A 25,399-nucleotide genomic window follows, 5' to 3' on the forward strand; every position below is an offset into this window, starting at 1 on the left:
TCCCGGCTGACGGGTCCTTGGGACTACTCGGAGCCTGTTGCCCTGCCATAGGGCCTCTTTGGACAGATCATCAGAACCCACTTATGCGGCAGCACCGATGCTGCCCGTAAAGAAAGTGAAACTCATGGAAGCATCACCATCGGTCTCGCGCCGTGTACTACTCACTGGAGCCAGTGCGGTTGCGCTCGGCGGATCGATTGCGCTGTCGGGACAGGTCGGGTCCGCCGCGGCAGCTACGACAATAGCCCAAGGCACTGCAACGGGCGGCTCGCTCTCGAGAGGAACATCCCGGATGCGACCGGACTATCACTTCAGCGTGCCCGACAACTGGAAGAACGACCCCCAACGACCCATCTACCTTGACGGGGAGTACCACTACTACTACTTGTACAACGCTGACTACCTCAATGGCGGTGGTGGCACATCGTGGCGCCGTGCAACCACCACCGATCACGTCACGTTCCGTGACCGGGGTGTCGCGATCAAGAAGTTCAGCAACAGCAACGGCGACTGCTGGTCAGGATGCCTCGTGGTTGACGAGCGAAACACTGCGGGATACGGAGCGGGGGCGGTAATAGCCCTTGTCACCCAAGCGCCGGAAGGCCGCCAGGCCCAGTACCTTTGGTATTCCACAGACCGCGGGCGGTCGTTTCAGGCCGGCGGCCCGGCCCCGGTGCTACCCAACCCGGGAGTGAATGATTTCCGCGATCCCAAAGTGATCTGGGACGCTGACCGTGACCGGTGGTTCATGGTCAACGCCGAAGGGCAAAAGCTCGGTTTCTACACCTCACCGGACCTGCGGTCCTGGCAGCGCGTCGGCGAGTTTCAGCGTAACGACTTGGGGGTGCTCGAGTGCCCCGACATCTTTCGTATAACAGCCGACGACGGTACCTCGCACTGGGTCCTCGGCACCAGTGCGAACGGCAAGGGTCGCGGACTGCCCGCGACGTACGCCTACTGGACTGGAGCCTTCGACGGCAGTTCCTTCACGCCCGACCGTCCCGAGCCGGAATGGCTCGATTATGGCTTTGACTTCTACGGAGCAGTGACCTACCCGCATCACGAAGCATCGGGAACCGAGGACGACACCCTTCGCCGGGCGATCGGATGGGCGAACTTCTGGGACTACCCCCACAACACACCTACCCTCGCAACCGACGCCTACAACGGCGACGACATGATCGTCCGCGATATCCGCCTCAAGCATGGAAACGGTGGCTACTACCTCGCTTCCGCCCCCACGTCCGCGCTTGGGAACCACGTGAAGTGCGAACATCGCCTGGGCGATGTGGCGGTAGCAGGTACAAAGGACCTGAAGGTCCGGTCACTGGCCTACGACCTGTCCTGCGAGCTGGTGTGGGACCCGGCCGCGCCACCCGCCAATCTTGGTCTCGAGGTATGCCGCGCCCCTGATGGTGGCAGGCATGTCGCCGCAGGTGTATTCCTGCCCGGCCCATTCTCTTACGTCAACCGGCGCCCCACGATCAACCCCACAGCCGGCGAAACCCAAACCCCGATCGACCCCTCGACAGGGCAGCTCACCATCCGCATCCTCGTGGATCGCACGAGCGTCGAGATGTTTGTCGGAGATGGGCGCGTGGTGCATTCACACCGGGTGTTCCCCCTTGAAGGAGACAATGGCATCCGCCTCTACGCCCACGAAGGAGCGGCCACGTTCCGGAACTTGACGATCCGGGAACTCACGGTCACGCCATAGCCCGTCCTCCAACTTCCTCCTGCTTCAGCCAGTACGGATGCACCTCTGTTTAACCACTGCCGTACCACGTCGGTCCGCGGAACCGCCCGACCGGTCCGCGGACTGCCGGGTCCGGAGTCTCAAAGCGCATGCTCACGCTGACCCTCCAGCAGTTGCACCGTGATGGTCTCTCAGTAGACACTGTCAATTTGCCTTCCGTCGGGGGAGTGACGCCTGGTTGTGACTTCTCATTGGGTGTTTGCGGCCACTGTCAGCCGCCGTGCATGGCTCAGCTCAATCCGAGGATGCCATCGGTGTCGGCTGGTAGGCGGTAAATTTCCAGTCGCCGCCGTCTTTGGTCCACACCGCGAGGGTGCTGTTGTTGAGGATTCTATTGCTGCCATCGACGGTGAGGTGGGCGTTCATCTGTCCAAAGACAAGGGCGGTGTCTCCGACCAGCACAATGTTGTCCACGGGGTGATCGATGCGGTGGTAGCGGAGGGTGCCCGTGCGGAGCTTGTTCAGGTACGAGTCCAGCGAATCGCGGTTTCCGCCTGTGTGCCCGTACACGAGGTCGGCGTGGCACAGGCCTTCGAAAGTGTCGTAGTCCTGGTTAAGGACCGCTGCATACCGCTGGTCTTCGAGGCCCCGGATGAGGGCGTGGTCAGGGCCGATCGTCTGCGCCAATGTGTAGGGCTCCTTCGTGGTGTTTCAGGCGGGAAAGGCAGCGGGGCACGCCGTGGGCTTCCCCCGCTGGCCATCAGGTGTGATTGTGATGAGTTAGAACGTGACGGGGTCGCCGTTCAGGGCCGCGGTGAGTAGGCGGCGGATGCTGTCGCCCGTGATTTCGCGAGGGTTGGCGTAGGGATTGCGGGTTGCGAGATCGACGGCCGTTTCGACATTCTCTTCGGTCAGCCCGAGTTCGCGCAGCGAGGCGGGGGCGCCGAGCTCGAGGCTGAGTTCGCGCAAGTAGGCGGCCGGGTCTGCGGCTCCGGTGGCCCGCCGGAGCGCTTCAACGGCGGCAGGGACTGCCGGGGCGTTGTAGGCAAGGGCGTACGGGAGGACGACGGTGTGGGTTTCGGCGTGGGGGAGGTTGAATGCGCCGCCCAGCGTGTGGCAGAGCTTGTGGTGCAAGGACATGGTCGTGGCGCCCAGGGTTGCCCCGCAGAGCCAGGCGCCGTAGAGCGCGTCGCTGCGGTGTTCGATGTTTTGGGGGTCATCAACGATGTTGGGCAGTGCGGTGATGAGGGCGCGGATTCCTTCTTCGGCCATCAGGGAGATGATTGGGGAGCCGTCGGGGGCGTAGAGGGCCTCGACGGCGTGGGCGATCGCGTTGAATCCGCTGGTGACGGACATGCCGACCGGCAGGGAGAGGGTCAGTTCCGGGTCGTAGATGACGCTGGTGGGCAGGACCCTCGGGTCCTTTCCGGTTTTCTTTACGCCGTCGGCTGTCAGTCCCCAGACCGGCGTCATTTCAGAACCCGCGTAGGTGGTGGGCAGGGCGATGATCGGGGTGCCGTATTCAAGGGCGATGGCTTTGCCCAGGCCGGTGGTGGAGCCGCCGCCGACGGCGATGCAGCCGTCGGCCCCGGCTTCGGTGGCGAAGCGCTGGGCGTCCCGGGCAGTCTCGATGGGGACGTGCATTTCGGCCTTGGCGTAGACACCGACGCTGAGATCGCCGAGGGAATCGGAGATCTCCTGGGCGAGATCCGTCTGGAATCCGGTAGCGAGGACGAGGACCCTCTTGAGGCCCAGTTTGTTGACTTCATCGGCCAGCTTGGACCTGTAGCCGGCGCCGAAGCTGACGCGCATCGGCAGTGCTTCATAGAAAAACGGGATGGACATGGCGGTCTCTCCTAAAACTCGGGGTGCAGGACAATGTCGAAGCGGCCGTGTCGGAACGGGCTTGGAATGCCGTGCCGTGCGGCATCTTCCGGGTCCGGATTCTCGGTGAAGTCCTTGACCAGGGACCCCTTGACGGCGAACACGGCATCAGAGTCGATGTAATCGCTGCCGCCGATGAAAATGTGAGTAGTCAGTTCCCGGTAGCCCGGCGCTGTGACGAGGAAGTGGATGTGGGCGGGACGGTAGGGATGGCGGTCGGTCGCCCTCAGCAGTTCGCCGACGGGTCCGTCGGTGGGGATCGGGTAGTACATCGGGACGACGCTGCGGAAGTGGAAGCGGCCCTCTGGGTCTGAGCGAAGCAGTGCCCGGCCGTTGCCGACGCTTTGGATGCCCGGCTGCTGGACGTCGTAGAAGCCCTTGGTGTCCGCCTGCCAGATGTCAATCTTGGCGTCCGGGATGGGCGTCCCGTCGATGGAGATGATGCGGCCGCTGACTACGCAGCGCGGACCTTCACTTTCGGGGGAGACGTCGTCGCCGAGTTCACGGGCCGGGGATTCGACCATGTGGAAGGGGCCGAGGACGGTCGAGTCTGTCGCCTCGGGGGTTTCCTGCCCGTTGATGGTCTCAACGAGCATGGAGACGCCGAGGACGTCGGAGAGAAGGATGAATTCCTGCCGCACGTCGGTGCAGGTCTTTCCGGTCCTGGTCAGGAAGTCGATGGCCTGTTCCCACTCCTGGATGGAAGGGGCTATGTCTTGGACGAAGGCGTGCAGGTGTGCGGTCAGGCTGCCCAGGATCTGTTTGAGTCTCTCGTCCGGGGTGGTGGAGAAGCTTTGCAGCACTTCCGAGGTGAGGGTATCGGCGTCAACGTTCGTTGCCATGGTCTCGTCTTCCTGAATGGGTGTTAGCGGGGAGGGTGATTGTCGGGGAATTCTTAGGTCGTACGTCCAGGAGACATCGACGGGGCCTTAGCGACGAGTCCCCTCCGGGTTGCAAGGCCGGCACCGGCTGCACCCTGATGCTAGTGCAGCCGGATGGCCCAGTCCGGCTAGCGTGAAGCCGTAGCCAGCCCCGGTACAGCGGCCGCCGGTTCTTCTAGGCGCAGCAGTTTTTCGGCGTTGCGGAAACTGATCTTCTCCCGGTCCGATTCGCTGATGGGTGCGTTGTCGAGGAATTTGGCGGCCTCTTCGATCGTCTCGAACGGGTAATCGGTTCCGAAGAGGATGTGTTCAGCGCCGACGGCGAGGATTGCGCAAAGCAGGGGCGCGGGCGAACACACGCCGCTGGTCGTGATGTAGAGGTTGTCCCGAAGGTATTCGGATGGTTTGCCCTTGGCCAGTTCGATGCCGTGGTGGTTGTGGAAGTCCCATCTGGAATCCAGCCGCCAAAGGGCATAGGGGAGTCCTTCGCCCATGTGGCCCAGGAGGAGCTTGGCCTTGGGGAAGTCATCGAAAACTCCGCCGAATATCAAACGGAGGGCATGGGTTGAGGTGTCGATGCCCCAGCTCCACATGGGGCCGACGAGTTCCGGGTGACCGTCCAGCACGTGGGCGGTGTCCACACCGTTGGCCGGGTGCAGATACAGCGGCACGTCGAGGCCTTCGGCGATCTCCCAGACGACGCGGAGCTTCGGGTCATCCAGATACATGCCGTTGGTGTGGGCGTTCACGAGCGCGCCCTTCATGCCGAGTTCGGTGACCGCGCGTTCGAGTTCCTTGGCTGCTGCCTGCGGGTCCTGCAGGGGAAGGGCTGCGAAGCCGGAGAATCGTGTGGGGCGTTCGGCCATGATTCCGGCGAGGAAGTCGTTCACGGTTTTGGTCTTGGCGATCGCTGTGGTCGGGTCCTGCTCGGCCTGGATGCCGGGGGAGTTCAGGGAAAGGACTTCCATGTCGATTCCGTGCAGGTCCATCTCCGGAAGCCGTTCTTCGGTGAAGTCGAGCAGGCGCCTGGAGGCGTCCGCCCAGGCCTGGGGCTGGGCGATGGAGCTGGTGCTGCTTCCGTATCCGACGAGGTCCGGGGTGACGAAGTGTTCTTCGAGGGCAATCTTTTTCAAAACGATCTCCTTTGGCCGCGAAATCAATTCACCAATATGCATTGACTTCACTAATAATGAATCCTACGCTGGCATTGTGTCAAGGATCACAGGAGTGGTCCATTTCAAGACCTGAGGATGACGATGGAAACTTTTGATGTTGCCGTAGTGGGTTACGGCCCTGTAGGCATGGCCACGGCAGCGCTGCTGGGCCAGGCCGGCCACAAGGTTGTGGTGTTGGAAAGGTACGCGGGGCTCTACAACCTGCCCCGGGCGGCCATTTTCGATGACGAGACGATGCGGACCTTCGCCCGGCTGGGAATCGCTGAGGCAATGCTGCCCAAGATCAATGCCCAGCGGAACTACGAGTGGCGCAACGCCGCCGGCGATCTGCTGATTGAGCACGAGTTTGCACTGAAGGGGCCTCGGGGTGGGCGGAGTGGTACATGATGTATCAGCCTGACCTCGAAGAGGAGCTGGACCGTCTGTGCCGCTCCATGTCGAACGTCACCGTGCGGTTCAATGCCCCCGTCGAGGGTTATGAGGAATCCGCTGACGGCGTGGACGTGAAGGTCCCGGACGGTGCCGTGCGGGCCTCCTACGTGGTGGCCTGCGACGGCGGAAACGGTTTCACCCGCGGCTGGATGGGCTCGGAGTTGGAAGACTTCGGGTTTTCCGAGCCGTGGCTGGTCTGCGACTTCCGGCTCACCGGTGACGTCGACGTTCCGCTCGCACGCCAGGTCTGCGATCCGAAGCAGCCGCAGTCCATCATTTCACTCGGCCCTGAACACCACCGCTTCAGCTTCATGCTCGACTCCGAAGAAGCATTCCTCACTGAACGCGACCCGGACCGGGTCTGGGCACGCGTCAACGACTACCTGTCCCCGGACCAGGCGGAACTCATCCGCGTGGCCACGTACACCTTCCGTTCCCTGATCGCGCACCCGTGGCGGCAGGGAAGGATCGTCCTGGCAGGCGACGCGGCACATCAGATGCCGCCGTTCCTCGGACAGGGAATGTGTTCCGGTATCCGCGACGCGCAGAACCTGGCCTTCAAACTCGAGCTCTTACTCGCAGGCAGGGCGGGGGAGAATATCCTTGACACCTACCAAAGCGAGCGGGAACCCCATGTGGCGGCCGTCGTGCACAAGGGCATCGAACTCGGCAAGGTCCAGACCATGCGCGATCCCGAGAAGGCCCGGCAGCGAGACGAGCAGTACATCGCAAACCGCCGGAACAACCTGAAGCCCGAGAAACTGAAATTCCCCGGGCTGGGCCCGGGATTCATCGCCCCCATGTCCCATCCGGCCAACGGCCGCCTCTTCATCCAGGACGAGGTCCGCACCGGGACGGCATCCGGGCGGTTCGACGAAATCTTCGGATACGGCTTCAAACTGCTCTGCCACGGCTCCTGGTACCGGGAGACCCACCCGTCATCCGCCGACATCTCCGCCGACGTCGTCGTCGTCGATCCAGAGACCGGACAGATCAGCGGCTCGTTCACGGATGTCAACGGCAGCTACCTGAACTGGTTCGGGAACAACGGCTGTTCCGCTGTTCTTGTCCGTCCCGATTTCTACGTCTACGGAGCCGCGGGAACGCGCCTTGAGTACGGTTCACTCCTCCGCGACTACCACAACGCCTGCTCAACGGTGAGCAGCACTACAGCACCAATTGGAGTGTAGGCCCATGTCAACAACACACACGACGGTCGGACAACGGCACGTCCGGGCCATCACGGAACGGTCCCTTCTGGCCATCGCCTTCGTGATCGCCGCGCTCGAAGGCTACGACCTGGCAGTCTACGGCGTGTCCGTCCCTGCCCTGCTGGCCGACGCTTCACTGCACGTAGACAAAGCCTCCGCAGGAGTGCTGGGCTCAGTCGTCGGGGCAGGCATGCTCATCGGAGCCGGCCTGGCCGGCGCCATGATGCGCCGGATCGGAGCCCTTCGGCTGATCCTGGCCAGCTGCATCATTTTCTCCGCCGGCATGGTGATCTCCGCATCGGCACAGAATGTGGCCCTCTTCGGGGCCGGCCGCGCACTTGTCGGTCTCGGCCTCGGCGTCGTCCTGCCCACGCTGCTTGCCTATGTAGCAGACCTGTCCGTCCCCACCCACCGCAACCGAAACACCGGCATCGTCATGGCCGGCTATGCCGCCGGCGGCCTGGCAGCGCCCCTGCTCGGAGCCGTCATGCTTCCGGGCGTCTCGTACCGTTGGCTCTACCTCATCGGGGTGCTCCCGGTCCTTATTATCCTGCCCTTCGCCTGGAAACTGCTGCCGGTCCCGCCGGTCCACCTCCTCCGAACCGGCAAAATTGAGGACGCACACCGACTCAGCGAGTCCATGGGCCTGCCCGTGCCGGTACTGACCGTCGCCGGAAAGCGGCACCTCGCCGGCATCGGCCCGCTCTTTTCTCCCGGAGTCGCCACCGCAACCCTGCTCTTCTGGGTGATGACATTCTGCGGCCTCCTGCTGGTCTTCGGCATCACCGCCTGGCTTCCAACGATGCTGCAGGCCAGCGGCTACTCCCTGGGATCGGCCCTGCTGCAAACCGCCGCCATGTGGGTCGGCGTCGGCGTCGGCGTCGTGATCGGCGGCCGGATCGCCGACGCCATAGGAGCCAAACCGGTGGTCATCGTGGCATTCCTGACCGGTGCCGTCAGCCTGATCGTCATGAGCCTGAACCCCAACGTGATCGTACTGTTCATCTTCATGTTCCTCAGCGGAGTGGGCTTCATCGGCTCCCAGATCCTCGTCAACGGCTTCATCCTGACCCGCTACCCCGATGACATCCGCGGAAGCGGACTTGCCTGGGCGCTCTCCTTCGGACGCCTCGGCGCCATCGTCGGACCCTCCCTCGGCGCCTGGGTCATGACCTCAGGACTCTCCCTCGAATGGAACTTCTACGCCTTCGCCATCCCGGCAGTCCTCGGAGCCATAGCCTCAATGCTCGTACCCCAAGTGAGGGTGAAGACCATTACACTACCCGCAGCGACGAATGCGCCCCGGACCGGAATCCCGGAGCCGGAAGCCTAGGATCCACTCAAGGGCACACCCCGCCAAGTACACTGGCTGCACCCCATTCGGACATCACCCACTGGGGTGTGGCCAGTAGCGCATCGGGTGCCGAGGCGAAAAGACAAAAGGAAGTGACCTGATTTGAGCGACTTGGACCAGGAGTCAGCCTCCGAGCGTCAAGGTATACAGTCCGTGGAGCTGGCAATGCGGGTACTGCAGGCCCTCGAGGCTGGCGGCGGCCCGATGTCGTTGTCCGAGATTGCCGAGGGCAGCGGCTTCCAGCCCAACAAGGCCCATCGGTACCTGGTCAGCCTCGTCCGCTCCGGGCTGGCTTCCCAGTCTCCGAAGACGGGCAGGTACGACTTCGGGCCGGCCATGCGGCGGCTTGGCGCCGAGTCCCTGCGCCGGACAAACGAAGTCTCCGTGGCCTCGGACTATGCAATGCGGCTGCGGGACGCGTGCGGGCATTCCGTCAACCTCTCAGTTTGGGGTGAGGACGGGCCGGTGGTCGTCCGCTGGGACTACGGCGCCCACGTACTCCCGTTTAATGTCCGGGTAGGTGCAAAACTTCCTATGCTGACTTCCTCCGGCGGACTTGTATTTCTCGCTTACCTGCCCGAATCCATGTCCGCCGCTGCCTTGACGGCTGACCGGGCACGATTCAGGGCCGAGGCATACTCGGACGCTGACATTAGCCGGAAGCGCAGCGAAGTCCTTGCCGCAGGCTACGCGATCACATCAGGGGGGATCATCCCCGGCATCTCCTCGATCTCGGCCCCCGTCTTTTCCTCAGTGGACTCGCTGCCCCTCGCCATCACCGTCGTCTTTCCGGCCGAAGAAGTGGACAAAGGCGAGATGGACAAGGTGACAGCTGCCCTCCTCGAAACCACACGGACAATCTCCAGCGAGTTGGGCGTTTCCACCGACAAAGCATCGTGAAGGCCGCCCTATACGGTCAGGACGTGGCGCGACATCTATTGGTGCTTCCTTTTCAGTGTCGGCGTCCGTCGTTGACATGATGCGACGAGCAGCAGGTGAGCTTTGCCGGTTGGGGTGTGACAGGCCAGACTCAGGCGGACTGCGCGAGCGGGGTGTGCATCATCCAACCTGGAAGGCCGCTTAGCCCATCTCCAAGCACGTCACCGGAGAAAGCGATACCTCCGAGCAAAACAGCATCGGTACCGATAATTGCCTGTACCGATAATTGCCTGTCGAATTTCCACCCGGTGCCCGGTCGTTCGGAGACTTCTCATCTCGACAGAGGCTCGAACGCTCTCGAAACGCAGCGGGCCGGCCTGGGCAAGGCGGCCGCCGATGGCGACAACGCTGGGAGCGATGACCTTGGCCGTGTTGGCCAATTCGGGGTGGATCTTTCCGTCTCGGTCAAATAGCAGAAGTCCCTGCCAGTTGACTGCGCTGCGGGTCAACACCATCCCCGCAGCCTCAGCCTGCTTTCCGGTTTTGGGATCCAGCGTCGCCGCGTCCACCTGCCCGGAGACGAGGGCGTTAGTGCGCGCCGTGACGTCGTTCAACACTTTGATGGTTACCTTGTCGAACTTCTGCGGGTCAGGGTTCCGATAGCCTTCCGGGCGGAAGAGAAGGGGACGACAGCGGTTGGGGCCCGCTTGCCGTTGAAGGCGAAGGTGCCTGCCAGGCAGCGGGCGGTGGCGTTGGCATGGGGGTCGGCGCCGAACCATCCCAGCGCCTCCCTCCAGCCTGGCGGATAGGACCTGCCGGCAGCGTGCACACCGTCGAAAACCATCCTGCCCTCGGTCAGGGTCCCGGTCTTATCGACGCATAAAACGTCCACACGGTCCAGGCCCACCACAGCCGCCAGTTCCTGCACCAGCACATCTTGGCGGGCAAGCCGAACGCCCCCGACCGCAAATGCAACACTGGTCATAAGCATCAGGCCCAAGGGAACCATCGCGATGGCCCCCGCCACCGTTCCAACGAGCGCCTACACCCAGGCCCCGGTACTGAAGCCACGTCCCAGCCGTCTTTCGCCTGCATCTGGCCATTGGTGACGATCGCGCCGACAGGAAGGAGCGCCCAGCTGATCCATCGAAGGACGCGGTCAATCCCGTTTGCGTATCTCCGAATTAACCAGTGGGAATCGTTTGGCTTCAGCCGTGAGCTGGCTGGCATAGGAGCCGGATCCCACGCCAACTACCCGCGCCACGCCTTGCCCGGCGGTGATGGTGGACCTCGACCGCACGGTCGAGCCCCTGGCCTTGCCCGCGGGATCAGACTCACCGGTAAGGAGGGCTTCGTCAATTTCCAGCCGATCTCCGCCGATGATTACGGCGTCTGCCACGACCTGGTCTCCGGCCTGGAGCACCGTGACCTCGTCCAAGACGACATCGGAAACTGCAACTTCCTGGACGTGGCCTTCACGGAGCACCCTTGCCCGCGGGGCATCAAGAACGGCCAGCCGGTCCAGCAACCTCTTGGCGCGGTACTCCTGGACCACGCCGATGACGGCGTTGCATGTCGAAGGGTTCTCTGTCCCGTTCGGTGTGCTGCTGCAAGGCATCAAGAGGGTGTGCACAATGTGCACACCCCGTCGACGGGCGTCCGCTCGGCTTGCATTGTGGTCCCTTCCTGCAAACTTTTCGGCCGGTGTCAGTTCATGCGTCCTGGCGTTCTGAGTGACATGACCTCCGGGAAAATCGGTGTCTGTCGCGTTGTTAGGATGGCCGGCCGCCCAGTTGTCCATCACGTGAGTCCTCTCCGCTCGTCCTGTGGTTCCATTGCGTCTATTCATGCTCTGGGCGTCGTTTCCGACATGACCCGCGGTGGCCTCGCCTATTTTGTGTCCTGCGGCCGGCGGTTTCGCGCCGGCGCTTATCCATGCCTGCCGCATGCGGTTTCGACATGACTCTCGGGTGGAACATTCGGGGGACTACCGGACCGCTACACGCGTTTCAGTGCCCCATGTAGTGGCGGCTCGCCAGCCAAAGGCCCGGCGGTCTGCAGGAAAAGGCCTCAATACCCTGTCGCATGTCCTGACGCAGTGCGATCATCCGATTATGAGCGAGAACCATGCGGAGGACGCGGTTCGGTACGTGCCCATGAGGGGATTCATGACGTGCCGCAGGGCAGAGGTGATTGGGGCACGCCCATCACCCGGCAGCTGCGCACCGTGGGCCGGCGGCGCCGGGATGCTGAATTGAAGCTTGAGCAGCATCTGCAGGAGGCCCGGCACAAAAACAAACCGCACGACGGTCCGGCGGAGCCGATACCCTCCGGATGATTCTGGAGGTGCGGGCGCTGGCCACGGTCCACCTGGCCAGCCAGAACTCGTGTGTGGCCGTCACCAGGTCGGGGATTCGGATGGGTGGACATTGACACCGGGAGCAAACCGGTTCGGCTGTGGCTGTCCGGTTGGGGATGTTGCTTCGACCGCTTGACACCGCCGCTCATTCCATGGTCTGTTGGCAAGTTTTGTTGTTTACTGGTGGTCTCTCCATTGCCGCAAGCGGAAAGAGGCGGATCATCATGGATTCGGGCCAGCTGTTGTGGATCATCATCGTCGTCGTAGTGGCTCTCGTAATTGTTGGGTTGGTGGTCTTCTTCGGCCGCAAGGGGAAGCTGAAGGCTGACCGGCGTCGGGCGATCGCGATACGCGAGAAGGCGGAGACGGATGAACTCGGCGCACGGGAGGGTGAAGCGAAGGCGGCCCGGGCGGAAGCGGACGCACAGCAGGCCAACGTGGATGCCGAACGCCTCCGTCGGGAGGCCCGCGATGGTCAGGAAGAGGCACGGAGTGTTCGTGAAGCTTCGCAGGAACGGGTCCGGGAAGCTGATTAACTGGATCCGGATGTTGATGCCGGCGGACGCCGGGACGCGCAGGCCGGGGATGGTCAGCCGGGCCCGGGCGGCGATGCCAGTCAGCCCGGCCGGCCTGCTCAAGGAACCGGGCCAGGATAAGAAACCTCCGGCGATGGCCAGAGCAGCCGCCACCAGGTCGGGCCAGAAGATCCGCTAAGGCTGCCGCTCTGATCCGCGATGGATCAGTTCCCTCCACCGTGTGAATAATTACGCTGCAGCGTCAGCAGAATCCGGTATCGGAGGACGAATGCGGGCCAGAATCATCGTCGGAATATTAGTGGTCGTCTGGCTTGTGATCGGCGTCGCCGCAGCCGTTCAGCGTGGTTATTTCGCCGGTCAGCCGGCATTCTGCGCCTCGGTTGGAACTGTCGCGCTGACAATCGTTGCGGGGCCGCTGAACTACACGGGACTGAACCCCAAGATTGCCTGTGACATTCCCCAGCCATCGCAGTAGCCCCGGGCCCGGAGCCCGGTGGTCGGGCCGGAACCGGGCTCTTGTGAAGAGCCGCCGGTAGGCCTGGATTGCGGAGTACCCACCCGGGGCCAGGCCCGGTGGCGGTGTCATTGTTGAACGTTTCAAAAAAGAAAGGCGGGTAGCGGTCATGAACGTCCTTCTGATCGTCGTAGTGGTCCTTGCGGCGCTGTTCCTCTTCGGAGGCGGACTGGTTCCTTCTTTGAACTTCCTGATCTGGGTTGGCGTGGTGCTGTTGATCCTCGCTGCCGTCGGTTTCTTCATGGGGCGCAGGAGGACCTGAATAGCCCGGGCGGCAGGAGTCTGTGTGCTGCGGGTCGTTTTGTCCTGGAATCGTCCACGGCCGCATTGATCTGGATCCGGGTGTGAACAGAGGCTTTCCGCAAGATCGGCAGGGCTCGCGTCCGCTTCGCGCAGATCGGCACCGGTGAGGTCTGGTGACCTTCCCGCTGCGCTGCCTCTTCGCCTGTCGACGCGCTCCTGGCGGCTCCCGGGCGGGCCGGCCGTTCCCCCCTAGTCAGTGGAGCAGGAGCCGGCCGCGTCGGCGGGCGGCTTACATCCGCGCGACTTTGGCCTTCACCATCAGGTAAAGGCCATAGCAGATCAGACCGGCGCCGACGGCGGTCAGCATATAAACTCCGTACGGCTGCTCGCGCAGGGCCTTCAATCCGCCGTCCAAGCCGGTGGACTCCTGAGGGTGGGCGTTAACGGTGGCAATGATGACCAGCAATCCCACCAGAAACAGTGCGATGCCCTCGGCTACGTAGCCGACCACGCCCAGCCCCGTCACAACGGACCGGCCCGTGCCCGAGGACGGCAGCCGCAGATCCTTCTTGAACGATGCCTTGAATCCGAGGACCACGAAGACAATGCCGACGACGGCGACCGCGGCCCCGATGGCGATCAGCAGTAACGCACCCCCGGGTGCTTTCATGATTGAGACCGTGAAATCGCTCGTGGACTGTCCGCTGTTCTTGCTGTGTCCGCTTGCTGAGGCAGCGAAGGTGAGCGCGATGACGGCGTACACTGCCGCCTTGCCTGAGGCGGAAAGTTTCTTCCCCACCTTCTTCTTGGCTTCCAGCTGACCGTAGGCGAACACGGCGTTACCGATTTGCCAGAGCGCCAGCGCCACACAGGCAGCGAATCCGGTCCACAGCAGCAGCAGTCCCGCGGGCTGGCCGGCGAGCTGGGCGACGGCCCCGCCCTGGTCCGCCTGTCCGGCCTTGCCGGAGGCCAACTGGATAGCGACGGACCCGGTCAGAACGTGCAACACGCCGCTGACGGCAAAACCTGCCCTGGCGGCGATCACGAGAGCCCTGGAGTTCGATGCTTCCTCGACCGCGTCCGCGGCGTCCTTCAGCTCTTTCTTCATTTTCCGATCCTCAGTGCCAGCGCGCGCAAATGCGTTGGTGTGCAACACGCTATTTTCTCACGGGAGCCCACGCTCAAACAGGCCCGGTCTGAGCCGGCGAAGACGAACTGGCCCGCGGCCGGGTCAGGGGCCGGTGCGCATGCGATCGCGTGCGCATTTCACAACGGCGGACAAGTCGAGCCCGTAGGTCGGCCCTTCGCCGGAACCGTACTCCTCGAGTCGGGCGGCGCCGCGCTCGAAAAGCCGGAGCGCGCCAACGCTGTTACCCCGGGCGGCGTGGGTAAGCCCGACGCAGATTTGGGCGAGTCCTTGCCAAAGGTTGCGTTCTTCGGCTGGCCCAGCTTTCCAGCGGGCCTCGAGTACTTCATGGGCGGCGAAGGGCCGGCCAGCTTCCACGAGACTCCGGGCCGAGACTAAAGTCTGCGCCGGCGGCAGCGGCTCCTCCGAGACCGGTTCGACGCCAGCGCTTCCGTACGGCAGCGGCCGCCCAAGAGCGTCACGTGGCCGGGCCTGTCGCGGGCGCCTTGAAGCGTCCCGATCCCTGTCACCAGTCATTGCAGTTTCCGCGCTGGGCGTCCCTGGACCTTGTCAACCTTCATACGTCCAATGCTAAGACCCGGCCGTTCGAACATCCGTCACCGCACTTAGGTCCTCTGCGGGGGCTCGTCGGAGGGTTCATGCACCCGACGTGAGGTGTCGCCACTGACCATACACAAAGCCGACTGCGCGGAATATACTTTAGCTCCCACCCCACATTGGGAGAGAAGCGATGATGCGCGGATTTGGCAGACGCAGATTGGGCGGACGCGGAATAGGTCTTATCGGGGTGATCTATCTGGTCATCGGACTGCTGGTTGCTGGAACTCACGGCTACCTCGTGGCCTGGAATATCCCGGGTAATGTTTTGGAAGGTCTGGCTGCCATACTTCTCTGGCCGCTCGTCGCGTTCTTCGCCGTCGATCTGCATGCCCTAATCGTTTGAACCCAACAAGAATCAAGCCGCGCGACGACAGGACGTACGCAGCTACGCTACGGTTGAGGCCGCTGCCTCAGGAGTGTGGCTCCAAATGCGTCCGAGGGACCCATATTCCCGGTTTGCGAATTTGGGTTGGAGTGAGCGAAGGCGGTGGCCCTGCCGAGTGAGTCAGGCAGTCTGCCGGGTGTTTGACGACCCGCGCCAGGCGTCGCTGCCCGCGCTTTGGTCTCAGCGGTTTTCTGAAGGACCTCCAAGTCGGCGCTTCTTGGTCAAGTTGTCGGGTCGGACGTCCAGCGTCACCGGCACAGGCAAGAAATCAGCGCGGGCCGGGACTTCGTTATGAGCCACGACGCCCGGACTGCTGAAGCGCCTTGAGGTGCCTGAGTTCTCGGCTCGAATACGACGACATGATCGACTCGGCAGATCATCTTCTCTGCGACGCACTGCCCGGCCACAACCGTCATGGGTGTGACGGCTCGTCCCTCCTGCACGTCCAACAAGTGGCGGCCCGCAATATAGCACTTGAGTTGTAGAACCCCTGAGTTGTATTATGGACTCGATGTGGAATGTTGACGTGGGACTAGTTGAGCCGCGGCTGTTGGGTCTTGACCAAGACTCGTATGAGCAGATTGTTGCTGCATTAGAGCTTCTCGCCGAGCGCGGACCTCAACTTGGTCGTCCATTGGTCGACACAGTGGTTCGTTCACGGCATAAGAACATGAAGGAGCTGCGGCCGGGATCGAGCGGGCGGTCGGATCGAAGTAGAACTCGGCGACGAACGAATCCAGATCGCCTGACGAAGCGACTCGGAGCGATCCGCGACGGCAGTCGTCTTGCCCGTACAGCGAGGTTCAAAAGGTGGAAAAAGTGGTGTGCACAATGTGCACACCCTGGGCCTCGGGCTCGGTCGTACCGGGGTCGGATCGGCCCGGATTCCGGATGTTTCCGCGGGATCCCAGTGTTTGCAAGGGCTGGAACCCGGTTCGAGTCCCACCTCGGGCACGCATAACCCCTCGTCAGAGGGGTTTTGCTTTAATGTGTGGACATTGACCCTCCCGCGGGTCCCTTTGACACTGTTCCCTGCTTGGCCTGGCGCCGCGGTCGCCTGTTCGGTTATGTGGGTGGCGGGTTCAGGGTCCTGGCTGGTGGGCCCTCCGCCTGCTGGGATGTGAGGTTATAGGGTCTCCGTGTGGTAACTCGAGAACGAGGTCACTGCGAGGGGCGTGAGTGACTCCTCTTCCCGGCACGCACCACCAACAGGGGGCGGTGATTCGAGGCCCTGGAACGGTAACCAGGCTCAGCGGAGTTTCCCGTCCTCCGGCAATATCGAGGTCAAACCGGCCTCTTTGTGCGGGCACCTACCGGGCCTGTGGGCTTTGGTGTGAGCGAGCCGGTAAGAGTCTGTGCCGGTCTCGATGATGGCACCATCAAAGGTGAAGCGGTCCACGATGGCGGCGCAGAGGCATGGGTCGCTGAAGGTCTTGGTCCAGCCGGAGAAGGACCAGACTAGGATCAAAAGCCTCAGCTGCCAACGGCCTCAGGAAGGGTTGTTCGTGGGCGAGATCCTGGCCGATGGTTCGGATCCTGCCATTGGTCCGTCGACCGTCGTCTTTCGCTTCCAAGGGGAGAAGTCGGCAGCTGCCAACATGCAGGCCAGCAAATCCACCACCTGCGTTAGTGGATGATGGATCTATAAATGTAACCAGAGCGCGTTGCATTCGACGGGAGGCAGGTATGGAAGAAATCTCGGATTTCCGGGCACCCTTATACGAGGTTAAGGCCAACCTTTTCAAGGGGCTGGCCCACCCCGTGAGGATCAGGGTACTGGAACTGCTCTCCGCGGCGCCGGAGGTGTCGGTTACTGACATGCTTGCCGCGACTGGGCTGGAAGCCTCCCATCTGTCGCAGCACCTGACGGTGCTGCGACGCTACCATCTGGTGAAGGGCGAACGCAGGGCCCTGCAGATGTTTTACTCGCTTGCTTACCCACAGGTCGCGGACCTTCTGGCTGTGGCCAGATTGCTGCTCAATGACATGCTCCACACCACCCGCGAACAGCTGGAATATTCGGGGGAAACATCAGTTGAGGCCGCCCCGCAGGCAGGGCCCTGTGAGGGCCCTGAATACCGCGCGCACGCTGCTGCCTTCCCGGAAGGACAACGCCGAACTGCCCCGCAGCTGGAAGGGGACCGCGTCGCCGGCGACACCGTCGGAATCGTCGCGCCGCCCTCGCGCTGGCCTCGGCGTAAGCCCCGGAGCGGGTGCGGCCAGTGGACTGATCACCGCTGTGATCACCCGGGTGGTCGCGGCTGTCTCCGGTGGATTGACCCTCCAAATCTAGTCCGTACGGTTCTGGCCGCCGGTTTCATCGCGGTGCGCCTGCTGTGCGGTGTTAGCGTCCGGCGCCTCATGCGAGGCCGGTCCGCCTATGCCGTAGAAGTCGCTTTCGGGCGAGGCATAGGCCTTTGGGGTGTCGTGCTTAGGGGTACCGGATGTCGCTTCGTTCTTGTGCGGTGTGGTGTCGTGCGGGGGTGCGCCGGTGATTTCTTCCTTCGCTTTCGTCCCGGCCTGGCTTGCCGGTTCGTGAACCTCAGGTGTTTTGTTCCCGGGGGCCCGGCGGTGTCGGAGACGTTGTCCCTGTGGGTTGGGCCTTCCCGTAAACCGCGGATTTTTGCGGCTCTCCTGACGTAACTGTGGGTGTTTTCGGAGCGCCTTAACGGCCGCACGCCGTTTCCTGTCTAGGTTTCTGACTGTCTAAGGAACAGAAACTATTAGAGCGGGAAAACGGCGTGCGAAATGCAAGACTATGGCGAACTCTGCTCGGTGTCGAGAAAACAGTCGTCGAAGCCATCGATTTTGATGACGAAGCCGGGGTCCTGGTCGCCTCGGTCCGCCCGACTGGATCGGTCCGGAACCGCTGCGGCATCTGCCGGCGCAGGTGTCCGAAATACGACCAGGGGCACGGCCGCCGGCGCTGGCGTTCCCTGGATGCCGGCACGGTCCAGGTCCAGGTGGAGGCCGACGCCCCGAGGATCCGGTGCCGTGAACACGGCGTCACCGTGGCCGCCGTCCCGTGGGCCAGGCATCAGGCCGGACACACCCATCATTTCGATGCGCAGGTCGCCTGGCTTGCCACCCAGACATCCAAGACCGCGATCACCGCGCTGATGCGCATTGCCTGGCGGACCGTCGGGGCGATCATCACCCGGGTCTGGGAGGACACGGCGGCCACTTACGACCCCTTCGCCAACCTGGTCCGGATCGGTATCGATGAGATCTCCTACAAGCGCGGGCACAAGTACCTGACCGTCGTGGTGGACCATGACAGCGGCAGGCTGGTCTGGGCCGCCGTTGGCCGGGACAAGGCCACCCTGGGCACGTTCTTCGATGCCCTCGGAGAAGAACGGTGCGCCGGGATCACGCATGTTTCCGCGGATGGCGCCGACTGGATCGCCGCTGTCGTGGCCGCCCGGTGTCCCGCCGCCATCAGGTGTGCCGACCCGTTCCACGTCGTCAAATGGGCCACCGAAGCCCTCGACGAGGTCCGCCGGGGCGCGTGGAACGACGCCCGCCGGGCGGCCCGGACCGGAGAGGCCAAACGAGGCCGGGGACGCCCGTCCAAAGACGCCCCGGCCAGGCCCCACAGCACTCTTGCCGCCGGGGTGAAGAACTCGCGCTATGCGCTGTGGAAGAACCCGGAGAACCTCACCGAAAAGCAGCAGGCCAAGCTCGCCTGGATCGTGCAGACCGACCCCGGACTCGGCCGGGCGTACTACCTCAAGGAAGGGCTGCGCACGGTCTTCAAACTGCCCTACGACGAAGCCGGAGAAGCGCTCGACAAATGGGTTGCCTGGGCGCGCCGGTGCCGCATTCCATCGTTCGTGAAACTGCAAAAGAGCATCGTCAAACACCGGGAATCCATCCTCGCAGCGATCGAGCACGGGCTCTCCAACGGACGCATCGAATCCATGAACACCAAGATCAGACTCATCACCCGCATCGCCTTCGGCTTCAAATCACCCGAGGCCCTCATCGCCCTGGCCATGCTCAGCCTCGGCGGTCACAAACCGGTGCTCCCGGGCCGAAATTAGCCCACGGATAAGTCAGGAGAGCCATTTTTGCTTTGAGTTTCCCGTAGCTGTCCCTGCCTGCCCGGGTCCCAAGGACAAAGCCGACTGCCATACCTGATACGAATACGAGCTTGTTTTTCATTATGGTGCTCCTGCTTCTTTTCGGTGACAGTCCGTGCGCTGAATCGGACCGGCATCATTGTGCGACCCGACGCGGCGAGGGTAGTGGGTTCCGGAGCGGGCCACCCGCTTCGGGGTGCGGGAGTGCTTCCGTGCGCACACCTCGCGTCGGCACGTCGCGGTGGTCGCCGGCGACCTCCTGACCGGCGTCATTGTTCATTTGGCTGTGGTTCCGTGGGCGCGGTTGCGGGTCGATGCCCAGTTTCGTCAGTGCCGTACGCACAAGCGCAGGGACCGCTCCAGGGGGAACGGCGAGTGCCTGGCTGATGCACTCATCGTCCCGTCCGTGTGCGAGCAGGGACAGCAGATCACGCTCCGCAGGGGCCAGGTTGACGGGGGACGACGTGACCGGCCGGGGCTTCCCGTCCACGGTCCGGGCGGCAGCTGAGGAGAAGTCGTGGATGACCTGGGATCTGACGGTGGCGTTGATAGGGGAGTTCCCGCCCGCTGTGCGCCGGATGGCGGACAGCAGAACATCCCGTCGGAGCTGTCGCAGCACCAGGCCGCTGGCTCCAGCGGGGACCGCTTCCCGGACCGAGAGGTCATCCTCGTAGCTGGCCAGCAGCAGGAACTGCAGCGAGGGCAGAAGACCGCGTGCGGCGCGGCAGAATTCGACTGCGGTACTGTCCTCCAGCCGGATGTCCACCACGGCAACGTTTGGCCGGATGCTCAGGACCTGCGGCAGGGCTTCAGCTGCGGAACCGGCTGTGTGCGCCGGCCTGAACCCCTCGCTGTCCAGAAGTATCCGTAGCTCCTCCCGGACCGAAGGCAGGCAGGCCAGAATCAGGACGCCCGGGCCGGGTGTCGTTGAAGGGCCGGCCTCATGCCTGTTGATTCCATTCCTCCTCGTCCTGAGTCGTCGCAGTGCGCATTTAAGTTTCGTTCGTTCGTTTGGACCCCGTAAGTGCCGATGGTCCCGCCACAGCAGCGGTGTCGGTGGGCGGGGCGGTCAGAAGAGGGGCGGGGCGCCTGCCGGGAGGATGGCTGCGATGTTCCGGGGTGTGCGGATGACCTGGCCGGCGAAGGCGAACCCGCCGCCGAACCCGAAGAGCAAGGCGGGGCTGTCCGGGGGTACTTCCCCGGTGCGTACGAGTTTAGCCAGGGCGATCGGGATGCTGGCTGATGAGGTGTTCCCGGAGTGGATCACGTCGCGGGCGGTGATTTCCCGGGGGATGCCGAGCTGGTCGGCGAGGGGTTCGATGATGCGCAGATTCGCCTGGTGCGGAATGAACGCGGCGAGATCCTCGGGGCGGATTCCCGCCAGTTCGCAGGTCCGGCGTGCCAGTTGCGCTGCCTGTGTGATGGCCCAGCGGTAGACGGTGAGGCCCTCCTGCTCCAGGTGCAGGGAGGGCTCTTCTATTCTGACTGCCTGTGCGAGGCCCGGTACTGAGCCCCAGTGGACCGGCCCGACACCGGGTTCGTCGGTGGCTGTCAGGATTGCCGCGCCGGCTCCGTCTCCGACCAGGACGCAGGTGCTACGGTCGGCCCAGTCGGTGAAGTCGCTGAGTTTTTCCGCTCCGATGACAAGGGCCGTGGTCGCGGACCCTGCCCTGATCGCCTGATCGGCGATGGCCATCGCATGGGTGAAACCGGAACAGGCGGCGTTGACGTCGAAAACGGCCGGTGACCCGGCTCCGATGCTGGCCGAGACCCGGCCAGCGGTGCTTGGGGAACGGTCCTTGGCCGTGACGGTGGCAACGATGATCAGGTCCAGGTCCACGGCGTCCAGCGCGGCGTCCTGAAGGGCGTCCAGTCCGGCCTGGATGGCCAGGTCGGCCACGGATTCGGTGTCCGCGATGCGGCGCGATTCGATGCCCACCCTGCTGCGGATCCATTCGTCACTGGTGTCCACAATCAGGCTCAGTTCACTGTTCGTGAGGATTCTGCCGGGTTGGTAGGATCCGACGCCGACGACACGGGATCCGCGGACAGGCGCGTCCGGCATGCTACGGGGCGGGGACGGGTTCATGGGTGGCTCCTGGTCTGGGTGCGGTATGGCATGACGGTGCCCGTCAGCGCGGGTGAGGGGAAACGTGTTCGGCGATGGCATGCTCCCGGGAGGGGGCGGTGAGTTCTTCGATTCGGGCTGTGAGTTCTTCGATGCGGACTGTGAGCCGGGTGAGTTCTTCGTGCATGGGTGCCTCGACGGCGCCGAGTTCGGCCGCGGTTTCAGCGGCGACGTTTTCGACGAGCCAGGAGGCGACGGCGGCGGTGACTATCCCCAGGACTGCGATGCCGCCGATCATGAGTCCGGCGGCGACGAACCGGCCTAGCTGCGTGACCGGGTAGAAGTCGCCGTAGCCGACAGTGGTGATGGTGGCCACGGCCCACCAGAGGGCGTCGCTGAAAGTGGTGATGTTCGCTCCGGTGGTGTTTTGTTCCACGTCCAGGGCGGCCAGGGCGCCGGCGTAGGTGAGCAGGGCCGCGGCAGAGAGGACATAGGCGATGATCCGGCCCCGCAGGGCGCTCCCGGCGGCGCGGTGCATCAACTGCAGGAGCGTGATCAGACGCAGCAGGCGAAGGGGCCGCAGGACGGGCAGGACCACGATGAGCAGTTCGTGGAGGTTCCGGAGAAACCATCTGCCCCGGCGGGGGGCCAGCAGAAGATTCATGGCATAGTCCACGCCGAACGCGGCCCAGGTGACCCAGATTACGGCCTCGATTGCTCCTGACCGGGCTTCGGGCAGGTTGGCGATGACCTGGAACGAGTAGGCGGCCAGGAACAGAACGGCGGCGGCGAGCAGCGGCCATTCCGACGCCCGGCGCCAGGCCTGTTGGGTCAGGGCCGGGTGGCCGGGCCGCTGCCGCGCACGGGCGGCGCCCCGGTCGCCGGGACCGGGGCGGGCGTCGTTGCCCGTCCCCGCGACGGGACGGGGCTTACGAGTCGTGTACCGCATTGCTGTTCTCCGCGGAGGGGGTGGTTCTGCGCCCGCGCAGCGTGTCGAAGAGCTCGCTCAGGCTCATGTTGGCAGCCGCTGCTGCGGCGGCGGGGGATATCCGTGCTGCCATGGCCTCGCACAGGGCCTGGACGAGGCGCTCGTGGGCCTGGTCGTTCCGGAACTGGATCATTTCCAGTTCCGCCGAGGCGGACCAGATGTTACTGAGGTGTTTGTCCATGGCTGTCCTCCTGTGCGCGGGGCCGGGCGCGGATACGGCAGATGCCGGGAGAGGCTCAGTCCTCGGTGTTGGTGGAGTGGACATCCCGTCCTCCGATCTCCCTGGCGGCCGGGGCGGCCGGGGCCGGTATGCGGTCCGGTTCGTAGTCTTGGCGGCGGAGTTCGGGATGGTGCAGGTCAAGGGCCGGGCGTTCGGAACGGATGCGGGGCAGCGAGGTGAAGTTGTGGCGCGGCGGCGGGCAGGACGTTGCCCATTCCAGGGAGGCCCCGAAGCCCCACGGGTCATCCACCCCAACCTTTTCGTTGCTGCGCCAAGTGATGTAGACGTTCCAGAAGAACGGGATCAAAGAGGCGCCCAGAAGGAAGGACGAGAAGGTGGAGAACTGGTTCATCCAGGTGAAGTTGTCCTGGGGCATGTAGTCCGCGTACCGGCGGGGCATGCCGTCGACGCCGAGCCAGTGCTGGATGAGGAAGGTGCCGTGGAAGCCAAGGAAGAGCATCCAGAAGTGGACCTTGCCCAGGCGCTCGTTGAGCATCTTGCCCGTCCATTTCGGCCACCAGAAGTAGAACCCGGCGAACATGGCGAAAACGACGGTGCCGAAGACGGTGTAGTGGAAGTGTGCCACCACGAAGTAGGTGTCGGAGACGTGGAAGTTCAGCGGCGGGGAAGACAGGATGATGCCGGTCAGTCCCCCGAAGAGGAAGGTGACCAGGAAGCCCAGGCTCCAGAGCATGGGTGTTTCGAAGGTGAGGGAGCCGCCCCACATGGTGCCGATCCAGTTGAAGAACTTCACACCGGTGGGGACGGCGATCAGCATTGTCATGAAGGCGAAGAACGGCAGCAGCACCGAGCCGGTGACGTACATGTGGTGCGCCCACACGGTGACCGAGAGCGCGGCGATGGAGATGGTCGCGTAGACGATGCCCTTGTACCCGAAGATGGGTTTGCGGCTGAAGACCGGGAAGATCTCGGAGACGATGCCGAAGAACGGCAGCGCGATGATGTACACCTCGGGGTGGCCGAAGAACCAGAACAGGTGCTGCCAGAGGATCGGGCCGCCGTTTGCCGGGTCGAAGATGTGGGCACCGAACTTGCGGTCGGCGCCGAGGGCGAACAGGGCCGCGGCCAGGGGCGGGAACGCCATCAGGATGAGGATGCCGGTGACCAGGGTGTTCCAGGTGAAGATCGGCATCCGCCACATGGTCAGGCCGGGGGCACGCATGCAGATGATGGTGGTGATGAAGTTCACCGCACCCAAGATCGTGCCGAAACCGGACAGGGCCAGGCCGAAGACCCACAGGTCTCCGCCGATTCCCGGGGTGAAGGTGGTGTCCGACAGCGGCGCGTAGGCAGTCCAGCCGAATGATGCTGCGCCCTGGGGGGTGAGGAACCCGGAGACGGCGATGAGGGAACCGAAGAGGAAGAACCAGAAAGCCAGGGCGTTCAGCCGCGGAAAGGCGACGTCGGGGGCGCCGATCTGCAGCGGCATCATGACGTTGGCGAATCCGGCGAACAGCGGGGTCGCGAACATCAGGAGCATCACGGTGCCGTGCATGGTGAAGAGCTGGTTGTACTGTTCCTTGGTCTGCAGGAGCTGCATGCCGGGTTCGAAGAGTTCGGCCCGGATCAGCAGGGCCATCACGCCGCCGAAGCAGAAGAACGTGAAGGAAGAAATCAGGTACATGTACCCGATGGTCTTGTGGTCGGTGGTCGTGATCCAGCTCACGACAATCCGGCCCTTGGATTTGGGAACCACGGGGAGAGGGACCGTGGCCGTGCTGGCGCTTGGGGTCATGAGGGGACCTCGCGATGAGAGTGTTGGGCGGGCGCGGACGGGGCCGGTGCCGGAGCGGCTGGGCTGCGGGCCAGAATGACGCAGTCCAGCGCGGGGCGGCGGGAACCGGGGACGGGCCGGGACCGGGTCTCGGCTGATTCAACGTGCAGGCCGGCCCGCCGGGCCCAGGCGGCCACCCGGGCGCTGTCGTGCAGCACGGCTGCGGTCCGTAGTCCGAGGGCGCTTTCGCGGGGGTCCGCCGGGTCGTGGCCGATGTGCAGGAAGAGCCCGCCGGGGGCCAGGCCCGGGGAGGTGCGGGCTATGGTGCCCTCAAGGTCCGCGCCGGGCAGGTGAAGGAAGGCGGCCAAGACCAGGTCAAGGCTCCCCGGGGCGGGGGTGTGGGCGGTGACGTCGGCTACCGACCAGGTGATCAGGTCCGTGACGCCCTCGGCGAAGGCGCGTTCGCGTCCGATGGCCAGGGCTTCGGTGGAAAAATCCATGGCCTGCACGTGCCAGCCGCGGCCGGCCAGCCACACCGCGTGGCGGCCGTCCCCGGCCCCGAGGTCCAGCGCCCGTCCGGGGGCCAGTCCGTTGAGTTCCGAGCGCACGGACGAGCTGGCCGGGGACCAGCCGTAATCGGCTTCGGCGTACCAGCGGTTCCAGACCGCGGCGTCGGCGGGGTAGCCGGGCCGTCCCCTTGCGTGCTTCCATGCCGGCAGCGGCATGCCGTCCACGCTCATGGCCGGCTCCTGCCCGGGCGCAGGGCTGCTGCCCCTGCGGGCCCGCCGTGTGAGTTGTTGCGCCGCCGGAAAGCGGCGATTCCGGCGGGGAAGCCGACGGTTGGGCCGGTCAGTACCACCGCGGCCAGCCAGGCCGGGTTCGTGGGCCCCGCGAAAAGTGCAGGGAGGTTGAACAGCAGAAGGGCCGCGAGTGCGAAACCCAGGAGGTATTGCGGCATGCGGTCCGGTTCGGTCCGGGGTTCCAGGGGTGCTGTTGGCGGCAAAGGATGC

28 protein-coding genes and 2 pseudogenes are annotated in these 25,399 nt (G+C 64.1%); 13 read left to right on the top strand and 17 right to left on the bottom strand.

What is annotated here, in order from left to right:
- The first annotated feature begins 292 nt into the window (after nucleotides 1-292).
- The gene (locus tag FCN77_RS11030) at nucleotides 293-1,717 is read left to right on the top strand and encodes a glycoside hydrolase family 32 protein (RefSeq protein ID WP_137322301.1); all 1,425 of its coding nucleotides are present in this window, start codon (nucleotides 293-295) and stop codon (nucleotides 1,715-1,717) included.
- Nucleotides 1,718-1,990: 273 nt separating this feature from the next.
- Here FCN77_RS11030 and FCN77_RS11035 read toward each other — a convergent pair whose 3' ends face one another.
- From FCN77_RS11035 to FCN77_RS11050, 4 genes are all read right to left on the bottom strand, one after another.
- Nucleotides 1,991-2,383 carry a nuclear transport factor 2 family protein gene (locus tag FCN77_RS11035; protein WP_137322302.1) on the bottom strand — a complete coding sequence of 131 codons (393 nt, stop codon included), beginning with the start codon at nucleotides 2,381-2,383 and terminating at the stop codon, nucleotides 1,991-1,993.
- A gap of 93 nt (nucleotides 2,384-2,476) precedes the next feature.
- A complete protein-coding gene (locus FCN77_RS11040) occupies nucleotides 2,477-3,541 on the bottom strand; it encodes a maleylacetate reductase (protein ID WP_137322303.1) in 1,065 nt (354 codons plus the stop codon).
- 11 nt (nucleotides 3,542-3,552) lie between these two features.
- Entirely contained in the window at nucleotides 3,553-4,422 is an 870-nt protein-coding gene (locus tag FCN77_RS11045; RefSeq protein ID WP_137322304.1) for a dioxygenase, read from the bottom strand.
- 167 nt (nucleotides 4,423-4,589) lie between these two features.
- Complete coding sequence (locus tag FCN77_RS11050; protein WP_137322305.1) at nucleotides 4,590-5,594, bottom strand: amidohydrolase family protein; 1,005 nt, start codon at nucleotides 5,592-5,594, stop codon at nucleotides 4,590-4,592.
- 123 nt (nucleotides 5,595-5,717) lie between these two features.
- Between FCN77_RS11050 and FCN77_RS26290 the strand changes: the two genes are divergently transcribed.
- From FCN77_RS26290 to FCN77_RS11065, 4 genes are all read left to right on the top strand, one after another.
- The gene (locus FCN77_RS26290) at nucleotides 5,718-6,023 is read left to right on the top strand and encodes an FAD-dependent monooxygenase (RefSeq protein WP_217496276.1); all 306 of its coding nucleotides are present in this window, start codon (nucleotides 5,718-5,720) and stop codon (nucleotides 6,021-6,023) included.
- Entirely contained in the window at nucleotides 6,020-7,258 is a 1,239-nt protein-coding gene (locus FCN77_RS11055; RefSeq protein WP_217496277.1) for an FAD-dependent monooxygenase, read from the top strand. Before FCN77_RS26290 ends, FCN77_RS11055 begins: the two co-directional genes overlap by 4 nt.
- A gap of 4 nt (nucleotides 7,259-7,262) precedes the next feature.
- Nucleotides 7,263-8,612 carry an MFS transporter gene (locus FCN77_RS11060; RefSeq protein WP_137322306.1) on the top strand — a complete coding sequence of 450 codons (1,350 nt, stop codon included), beginning with the start codon at nucleotides 7,263-7,265 and terminating at the stop codon, nucleotides 8,610-8,612.
- 123 nt (nucleotides 8,613-8,735) lie between these two features.
- The gene (locus FCN77_RS11065; RefSeq protein ID WP_217496278.1) at nucleotides 8,736-9,533 is read left to right on the top strand and encodes an IclR family transcriptional regulator; all 798 of its coding nucleotides are present in this window, start codon (nucleotides 8,736-8,738) and stop codon (nucleotides 9,531-9,533) included.
- Between the two features lie 200 nt (nucleotides 9,534-9,733).
- Here the strand turns inward: FCN77_RS11065 and FCN77_RS11070 are convergent, their stop codons facing one another.
- From FCN77_RS11070 to FCN77_RS26810, 3 genes are all read right to left on the bottom strand, one after another.
- Nucleotides 9,734-10,129, bottom strand: coding sequence for a hypothetical protein (locus tag FCN77_RS11070; protein WP_137322307.1), 396 nt, complete (start codon nucleotides 10,127-10,129; stop codon nucleotides 9,734-9,736).
- An 8-nt stretch (nucleotides 10,130-10,137) separates the two neighbouring features.
- Nucleotides 10,138-10,497: a hypothetical protein gene (locus FCN77_RS26805; RefSeq protein WP_254678947.1), complete on the bottom strand. Its 360-nt coding sequence runs from the start codon at nucleotides 10,495-10,497 to the stop codon at nucleotides 10,138-10,140.
- 174 nt (nucleotides 10,498-10,671) lie between these two features.
- A complete protein-coding gene (locus FCN77_RS26810) occupies nucleotides 10,672-11,130 on the bottom strand; it encodes a hypothetical protein (protein ID WP_254678948.1) in 459 nt (152 codons plus the stop codon).
- A 965-nt stretch (nucleotides 11,131-12,095) separates the two neighbouring features.
- Here FCN77_RS26810 and FCN77_RS11085 point away from each other — a divergent pair.
- The 3 genes from FCN77_RS11085 to FCN77_RS25935 all read left to right on the top strand — a co-directional run bounded on the left by FCN77_RS11085 (nucleotide 12,096) and on the right by FCN77_RS25935 (nucleotide 13,183).
- Nucleotides 12,096-12,407 carry a hypothetical protein gene (locus FCN77_RS11085; protein ID WP_137322309.1) on the top strand — a complete coding sequence of 104 codons (312 nt, stop codon included), beginning with the start codon at nucleotides 12,096-12,098 and terminating at the stop codon, nucleotides 12,405-12,407.
- Between the two features lie 268 nt (nucleotides 12,408-12,675).
- Nucleotides 12,676-12,882, top strand: coding sequence for a hypothetical protein (locus tag FCN77_RS11090; protein WP_137322310.1), 207 nt, complete (start codon nucleotides 12,676-12,678; stop codon nucleotides 12,880-12,882).
- Between the two features lie 148 nt (nucleotides 12,883-13,030).
- Nucleotides 13,031-13,183, top strand: coding sequence for a hypothetical protein (locus FCN77_RS25935; RefSeq protein WP_175417228.1), 153 nt, complete (start codon nucleotides 13,031-13,033; stop codon nucleotides 13,181-13,183).
- 270 nt (nucleotides 13,184-13,453) lie between these two features.
- On the opposite strand, the gene FCN77_RS11095 is transcribed toward FCN77_RS25935, so the two are convergent.
- On the bottom strand, nucleotides 13,454-14,272 hold the full coding sequence (locus tag FCN77_RS11095; protein ID WP_137322311.1) for a DUF1206 domain-containing protein: 819 nt from the start codon (nucleotides 14,270-14,272) through the stop codon (nucleotides 13,454-13,456).
- Nucleotides 14,273-14,395: 123 nt separating this feature from the next.
- Nucleotides 14,396-14,827 (bottom strand): DUF309 domain-containing protein, encoded by a 432-nt coding sequence (locus tag FCN77_RS11100; protein WP_137322312.1) that lies wholly within the window; start codon nucleotides 14,825-14,827, stop codon nucleotides 14,396-14,398.
- A gap of 271 nt (nucleotides 14,828-15,098) precedes the next feature.
- On the opposite strand from FCN77_RS11100, the gene FCN77_RS25940 reads away from it, so the two are divergent.
- Both FCN77_RS25940 and FCN77_RS26295 read left to right on the top strand, forming a co-directional pair.
- Nucleotides 15,099-15,254 carry a hypothetical protein gene (locus FCN77_RS25940; RefSeq protein WP_175417229.1) on the top strand — a complete coding sequence of 52 codons (156 nt, stop codon included), beginning with the start codon at nucleotides 15,099-15,101 and terminating at the stop codon, nucleotides 15,252-15,254.
- A 553-nt stretch (nucleotides 15,255-15,807) separates the two neighbouring features.
- A complete protein-coding gene (locus FCN77_RS26295; protein ID WP_217496279.1) occupies nucleotides 15,808-16,257 on the top strand; it encodes a type II toxin-antitoxin system RelE/ParE family toxin in 450 nt (149 codons plus the stop codon).
- Between the two features lie 288 nt (nucleotides 16,258-16,545).
- On the opposite strand, the pseudogene FCN77_RS26300 reads toward FCN77_RS26295, so the two are convergent.
- Nucleotides 16,546-16,749: pseudogene (locus FCN77_RS26300) on the bottom strand (ATP-binding protein); the annotation flags it as partial.
- Between the two features lie 52 nt (nucleotides 16,750-16,801).
- Here FCN77_RS26300 and FCN77_RS27370 point away from each other — a divergent pair.
- The 3 genes and pseudogenes from FCN77_RS27370 (at nucleotide 16,802) to FCN77_RS11125 (ending at nucleotide 19,339) form a co-directional block, all read left to right on the top strand.
- Nucleotides 16,802-16,933, top strand: a complete 132-nt coding sequence (locus FCN77_RS27370; RefSeq protein WP_302647384.1) for a hypothetical protein — start codon at nucleotides 16,802-16,804, stop codon at nucleotides 16,931-16,933.
- A 49-nt stretch (nucleotides 16,934-16,982) separates the two neighbouring features.
- A pseudogene (locus FCN77_RS11120) lies at nucleotides 16,983-17,309 on the top strand (ArsR/SmtB family transcription factor); the annotation flags it as partial.
- Between the two features lie 728 nt (nucleotides 17,310-18,037).
- Nucleotides 18,038-19,339, top strand: a complete 1,302-nt coding sequence (locus FCN77_RS11125) for an ISL3 family transposase (RefSeq protein WP_137322105.1) — start codon at nucleotides 18,038-18,040, stop codon at nucleotides 19,337-19,339.
- 175 nt (nucleotides 19,340-19,514) lie between these two features.
- On the opposite strand, the gene FCN77_RS11130 is transcribed toward FCN77_RS11125, so the two are convergent.
- Genes FCN77_RS11130 through FCN77_RS11160 form a run of 7 tightly spaced genes read right to left on the bottom strand, consistent with a single transcriptional unit; the run spans nucleotide 19,515 to nucleotide 25,392 of the window.
- Nucleotides 19,515-20,426, bottom strand: coding sequence for a response regulator (locus FCN77_RS11130; RefSeq protein ID WP_137322314.1), 912 nt, complete (start codon nucleotides 20,424-20,426; stop codon nucleotides 19,515-19,517).
- A 21-nt stretch (nucleotides 20,427-20,447) separates the two neighbouring features.
- Entirely contained in the window at nucleotides 20,448-21,467 is a 1,020-nt protein-coding gene (locus FCN77_RS11135; protein WP_254678949.1) for a beta-ketoacyl-ACP synthase III, read from the bottom strand.
- 43 nt (nucleotides 21,468-21,510) lie between these two features.
- On the bottom strand, nucleotides 21,511-22,395 hold the full coding sequence (locus FCN77_RS11140) for a potassium channel family protein (protein WP_368074329.1): 885 nt from the start codon (nucleotides 22,393-22,395) through the stop codon (nucleotides 21,511-21,513).
- A complete protein-coding gene (locus FCN77_RS11145) occupies nucleotides 22,376-22,615 on the bottom strand; it encodes a hypothetical protein (RefSeq protein ID WP_137322315.1) in 240 nt (79 codons plus the stop codon). The genes FCN77_RS11140 and FCN77_RS11145 overlap by 20 nt, the downstream gene beginning before the upstream one ends.
- Nucleotides 22,616-22,670: 55 nt before the next feature.
- Nucleotides 22,671-24,410: a cytochrome c oxidase subunit I gene (ctaD, locus tag FCN77_RS11150; RefSeq protein WP_137322316.1), complete on the bottom strand. Its 1,740-nt coding sequence runs from the start codon at nucleotides 24,408-24,410 to the stop codon at nucleotides 22,671-22,673.
- Nucleotides 24,407-25,129 (bottom strand): cyclopropane-fatty-acyl-phospholipid synthase family protein, encoded by a 723-nt coding sequence (locus FCN77_RS11155; protein WP_254678950.1) that lies wholly within the window; start codon nucleotides 25,127-25,129, stop codon nucleotides 24,407-24,409. The genes ctaD and FCN77_RS11155 overlap by 4 nt, the downstream gene beginning before the upstream one ends.
- Entirely contained in the window at nucleotides 25,126-25,392 is a 267-nt protein-coding gene (locus FCN77_RS11160; RefSeq protein ID WP_137322317.1) for a hypothetical protein, read from the bottom strand. The genes FCN77_RS11155 and FCN77_RS11160 overlap by 4 nt, the downstream gene beginning before the upstream one ends.
- Nucleotides 25,393-25,399 lie beyond the last annotated feature (7 nt).

Origin of the sequence: Arthrobacter sp. 24S4-2, from assembly GCF_005280255.1 — a bacterium.
Lineage (GTDB): Bacteria > Actinomycetota > Actinomycetes > Actinomycetales > Micrococcaceae > Arthrobacter.

Coding starts and splice junctions, on each gene's coding strand:
- FCN77_RS11030 (WP_137322301.1), top strand. CDS start 293: ATGCGACCGGACTATCACTTCAGCGTGCCCGACAACTGGAAGAACGAC.
- FCN77_RS26810 (WP_254678948.1), bottom strand. CDS start 11,130: ATGCCTTGCAGCAGCACACCGAACGGGACAGAGAACCCTTCGACATGC.
- FCN77_RS11090 (WP_137322310.1), top strand. CDS start 12,676: ATGCGGGCCAGAATCATCGTCGGAATATTAGTGGTCGTCTGGCTTGTG.
- FCN77_RS26290 (WP_217496276.1), top strand. CDS start 5,718: ATGGAAACTTTTGATGTTGCCGTAGTGGGTTACGGCCCTGTAGGCATG.
- FCN77_RS25935 (WP_175417228.1), top strand. CDS start 13,031: ATGAACGTCCTTCTGATCGTCGTAGTGGTCCTTGCGGCGCTGTTCCTC.
- FCN77_RS26295 (WP_217496279.1), top strand. CDS start 15,808: ATGTGGAATGTTGACGTGGGACTAGTTGAGCCGCGGCTGTTGGGTCTT.
- FCN77_RS11155 (WP_254678950.1), bottom strand. CDS start 25,129: ATGAGCGTGGACGGCATGCCGCTGCCGGCATGGAAGCACGCAAGGGGA.
- FCN77_RS11055 (WP_217496277.1), top strand. CDS start 6,020: ATGATGTATCAGCCTGACCTCGAAGAGGAGCTGGACCGTCTGTGCCGC.
- FCN77_RS11145 (WP_137322315.1), bottom strand. CDS start 22,615: ATGGACAAACACCTCAGTAACATCTGGTCCGCCTCGGCGGAACTGGAA.
- ctaD (WP_137322316.1), bottom strand. CDS start 24,410: ATGACCCCAAGCGCCAGCACGGCCACGGTCCCTCTCCCCGTGGTTCCC.
- FCN77_RS11095 (WP_137322311.1), bottom strand. CDS start 14,272: ATGAAGAAAGAGCTGAAGGACGCCGCGGACGCGGTCGAGGAAGCATCG.
- FCN77_RS26805 (WP_254678947.1), bottom strand. CDS start 10,497: ATGACCAGTGTTGCATTTGCGGTCGGGGGCGTTCGGCTTGCCCGCCAA.
- FCN77_RS11135 (WP_254678949.1), bottom strand. CDS start 21,467: ATGAACCCGTCCCCGCCCCGTAGCATGCCGGACGCGCCTGTCCGCGGA.
- FCN77_RS11040 (WP_137322303.1), bottom strand. CDS start 3,541: ATGTCCATCCCGTTTTTCTATGAAGCACTGCCGATGCGCGTCAGCTTC.
- FCN77_RS11060 (WP_137322306.1), top strand. CDS start 7,263: ATGTCAACAACACACACGACGGTCGGACAACGGCACGTCCGGGCCATC.
- FCN77_RS11140 (WP_368074329.1), bottom strand. CDS start 22,395: ATGCGGTACACGACTCGTAAGCCCCGTCCCGTCGCGGGGACGGGCAAC.
- FCN77_RS11045 (WP_137322304.1), bottom strand. CDS start 4,422: ATGGCAACGAACGTTGACGCCGATACCCTCACCTCGGAAGTGCTGCAA.
- FCN77_RS11100 (WP_137322312.1), bottom strand. CDS start 14,827: ATGACTGGTGACAGGGATCGGGACGCTTCAAGGCGCCCGCGACAGGCC.
- FCN77_RS11085 (WP_137322309.1), top strand. CDS start 12,096: ATGGATTCGGGCCAGCTGTTGTGGATCATCATCGTCGTCGTAGTGGCT.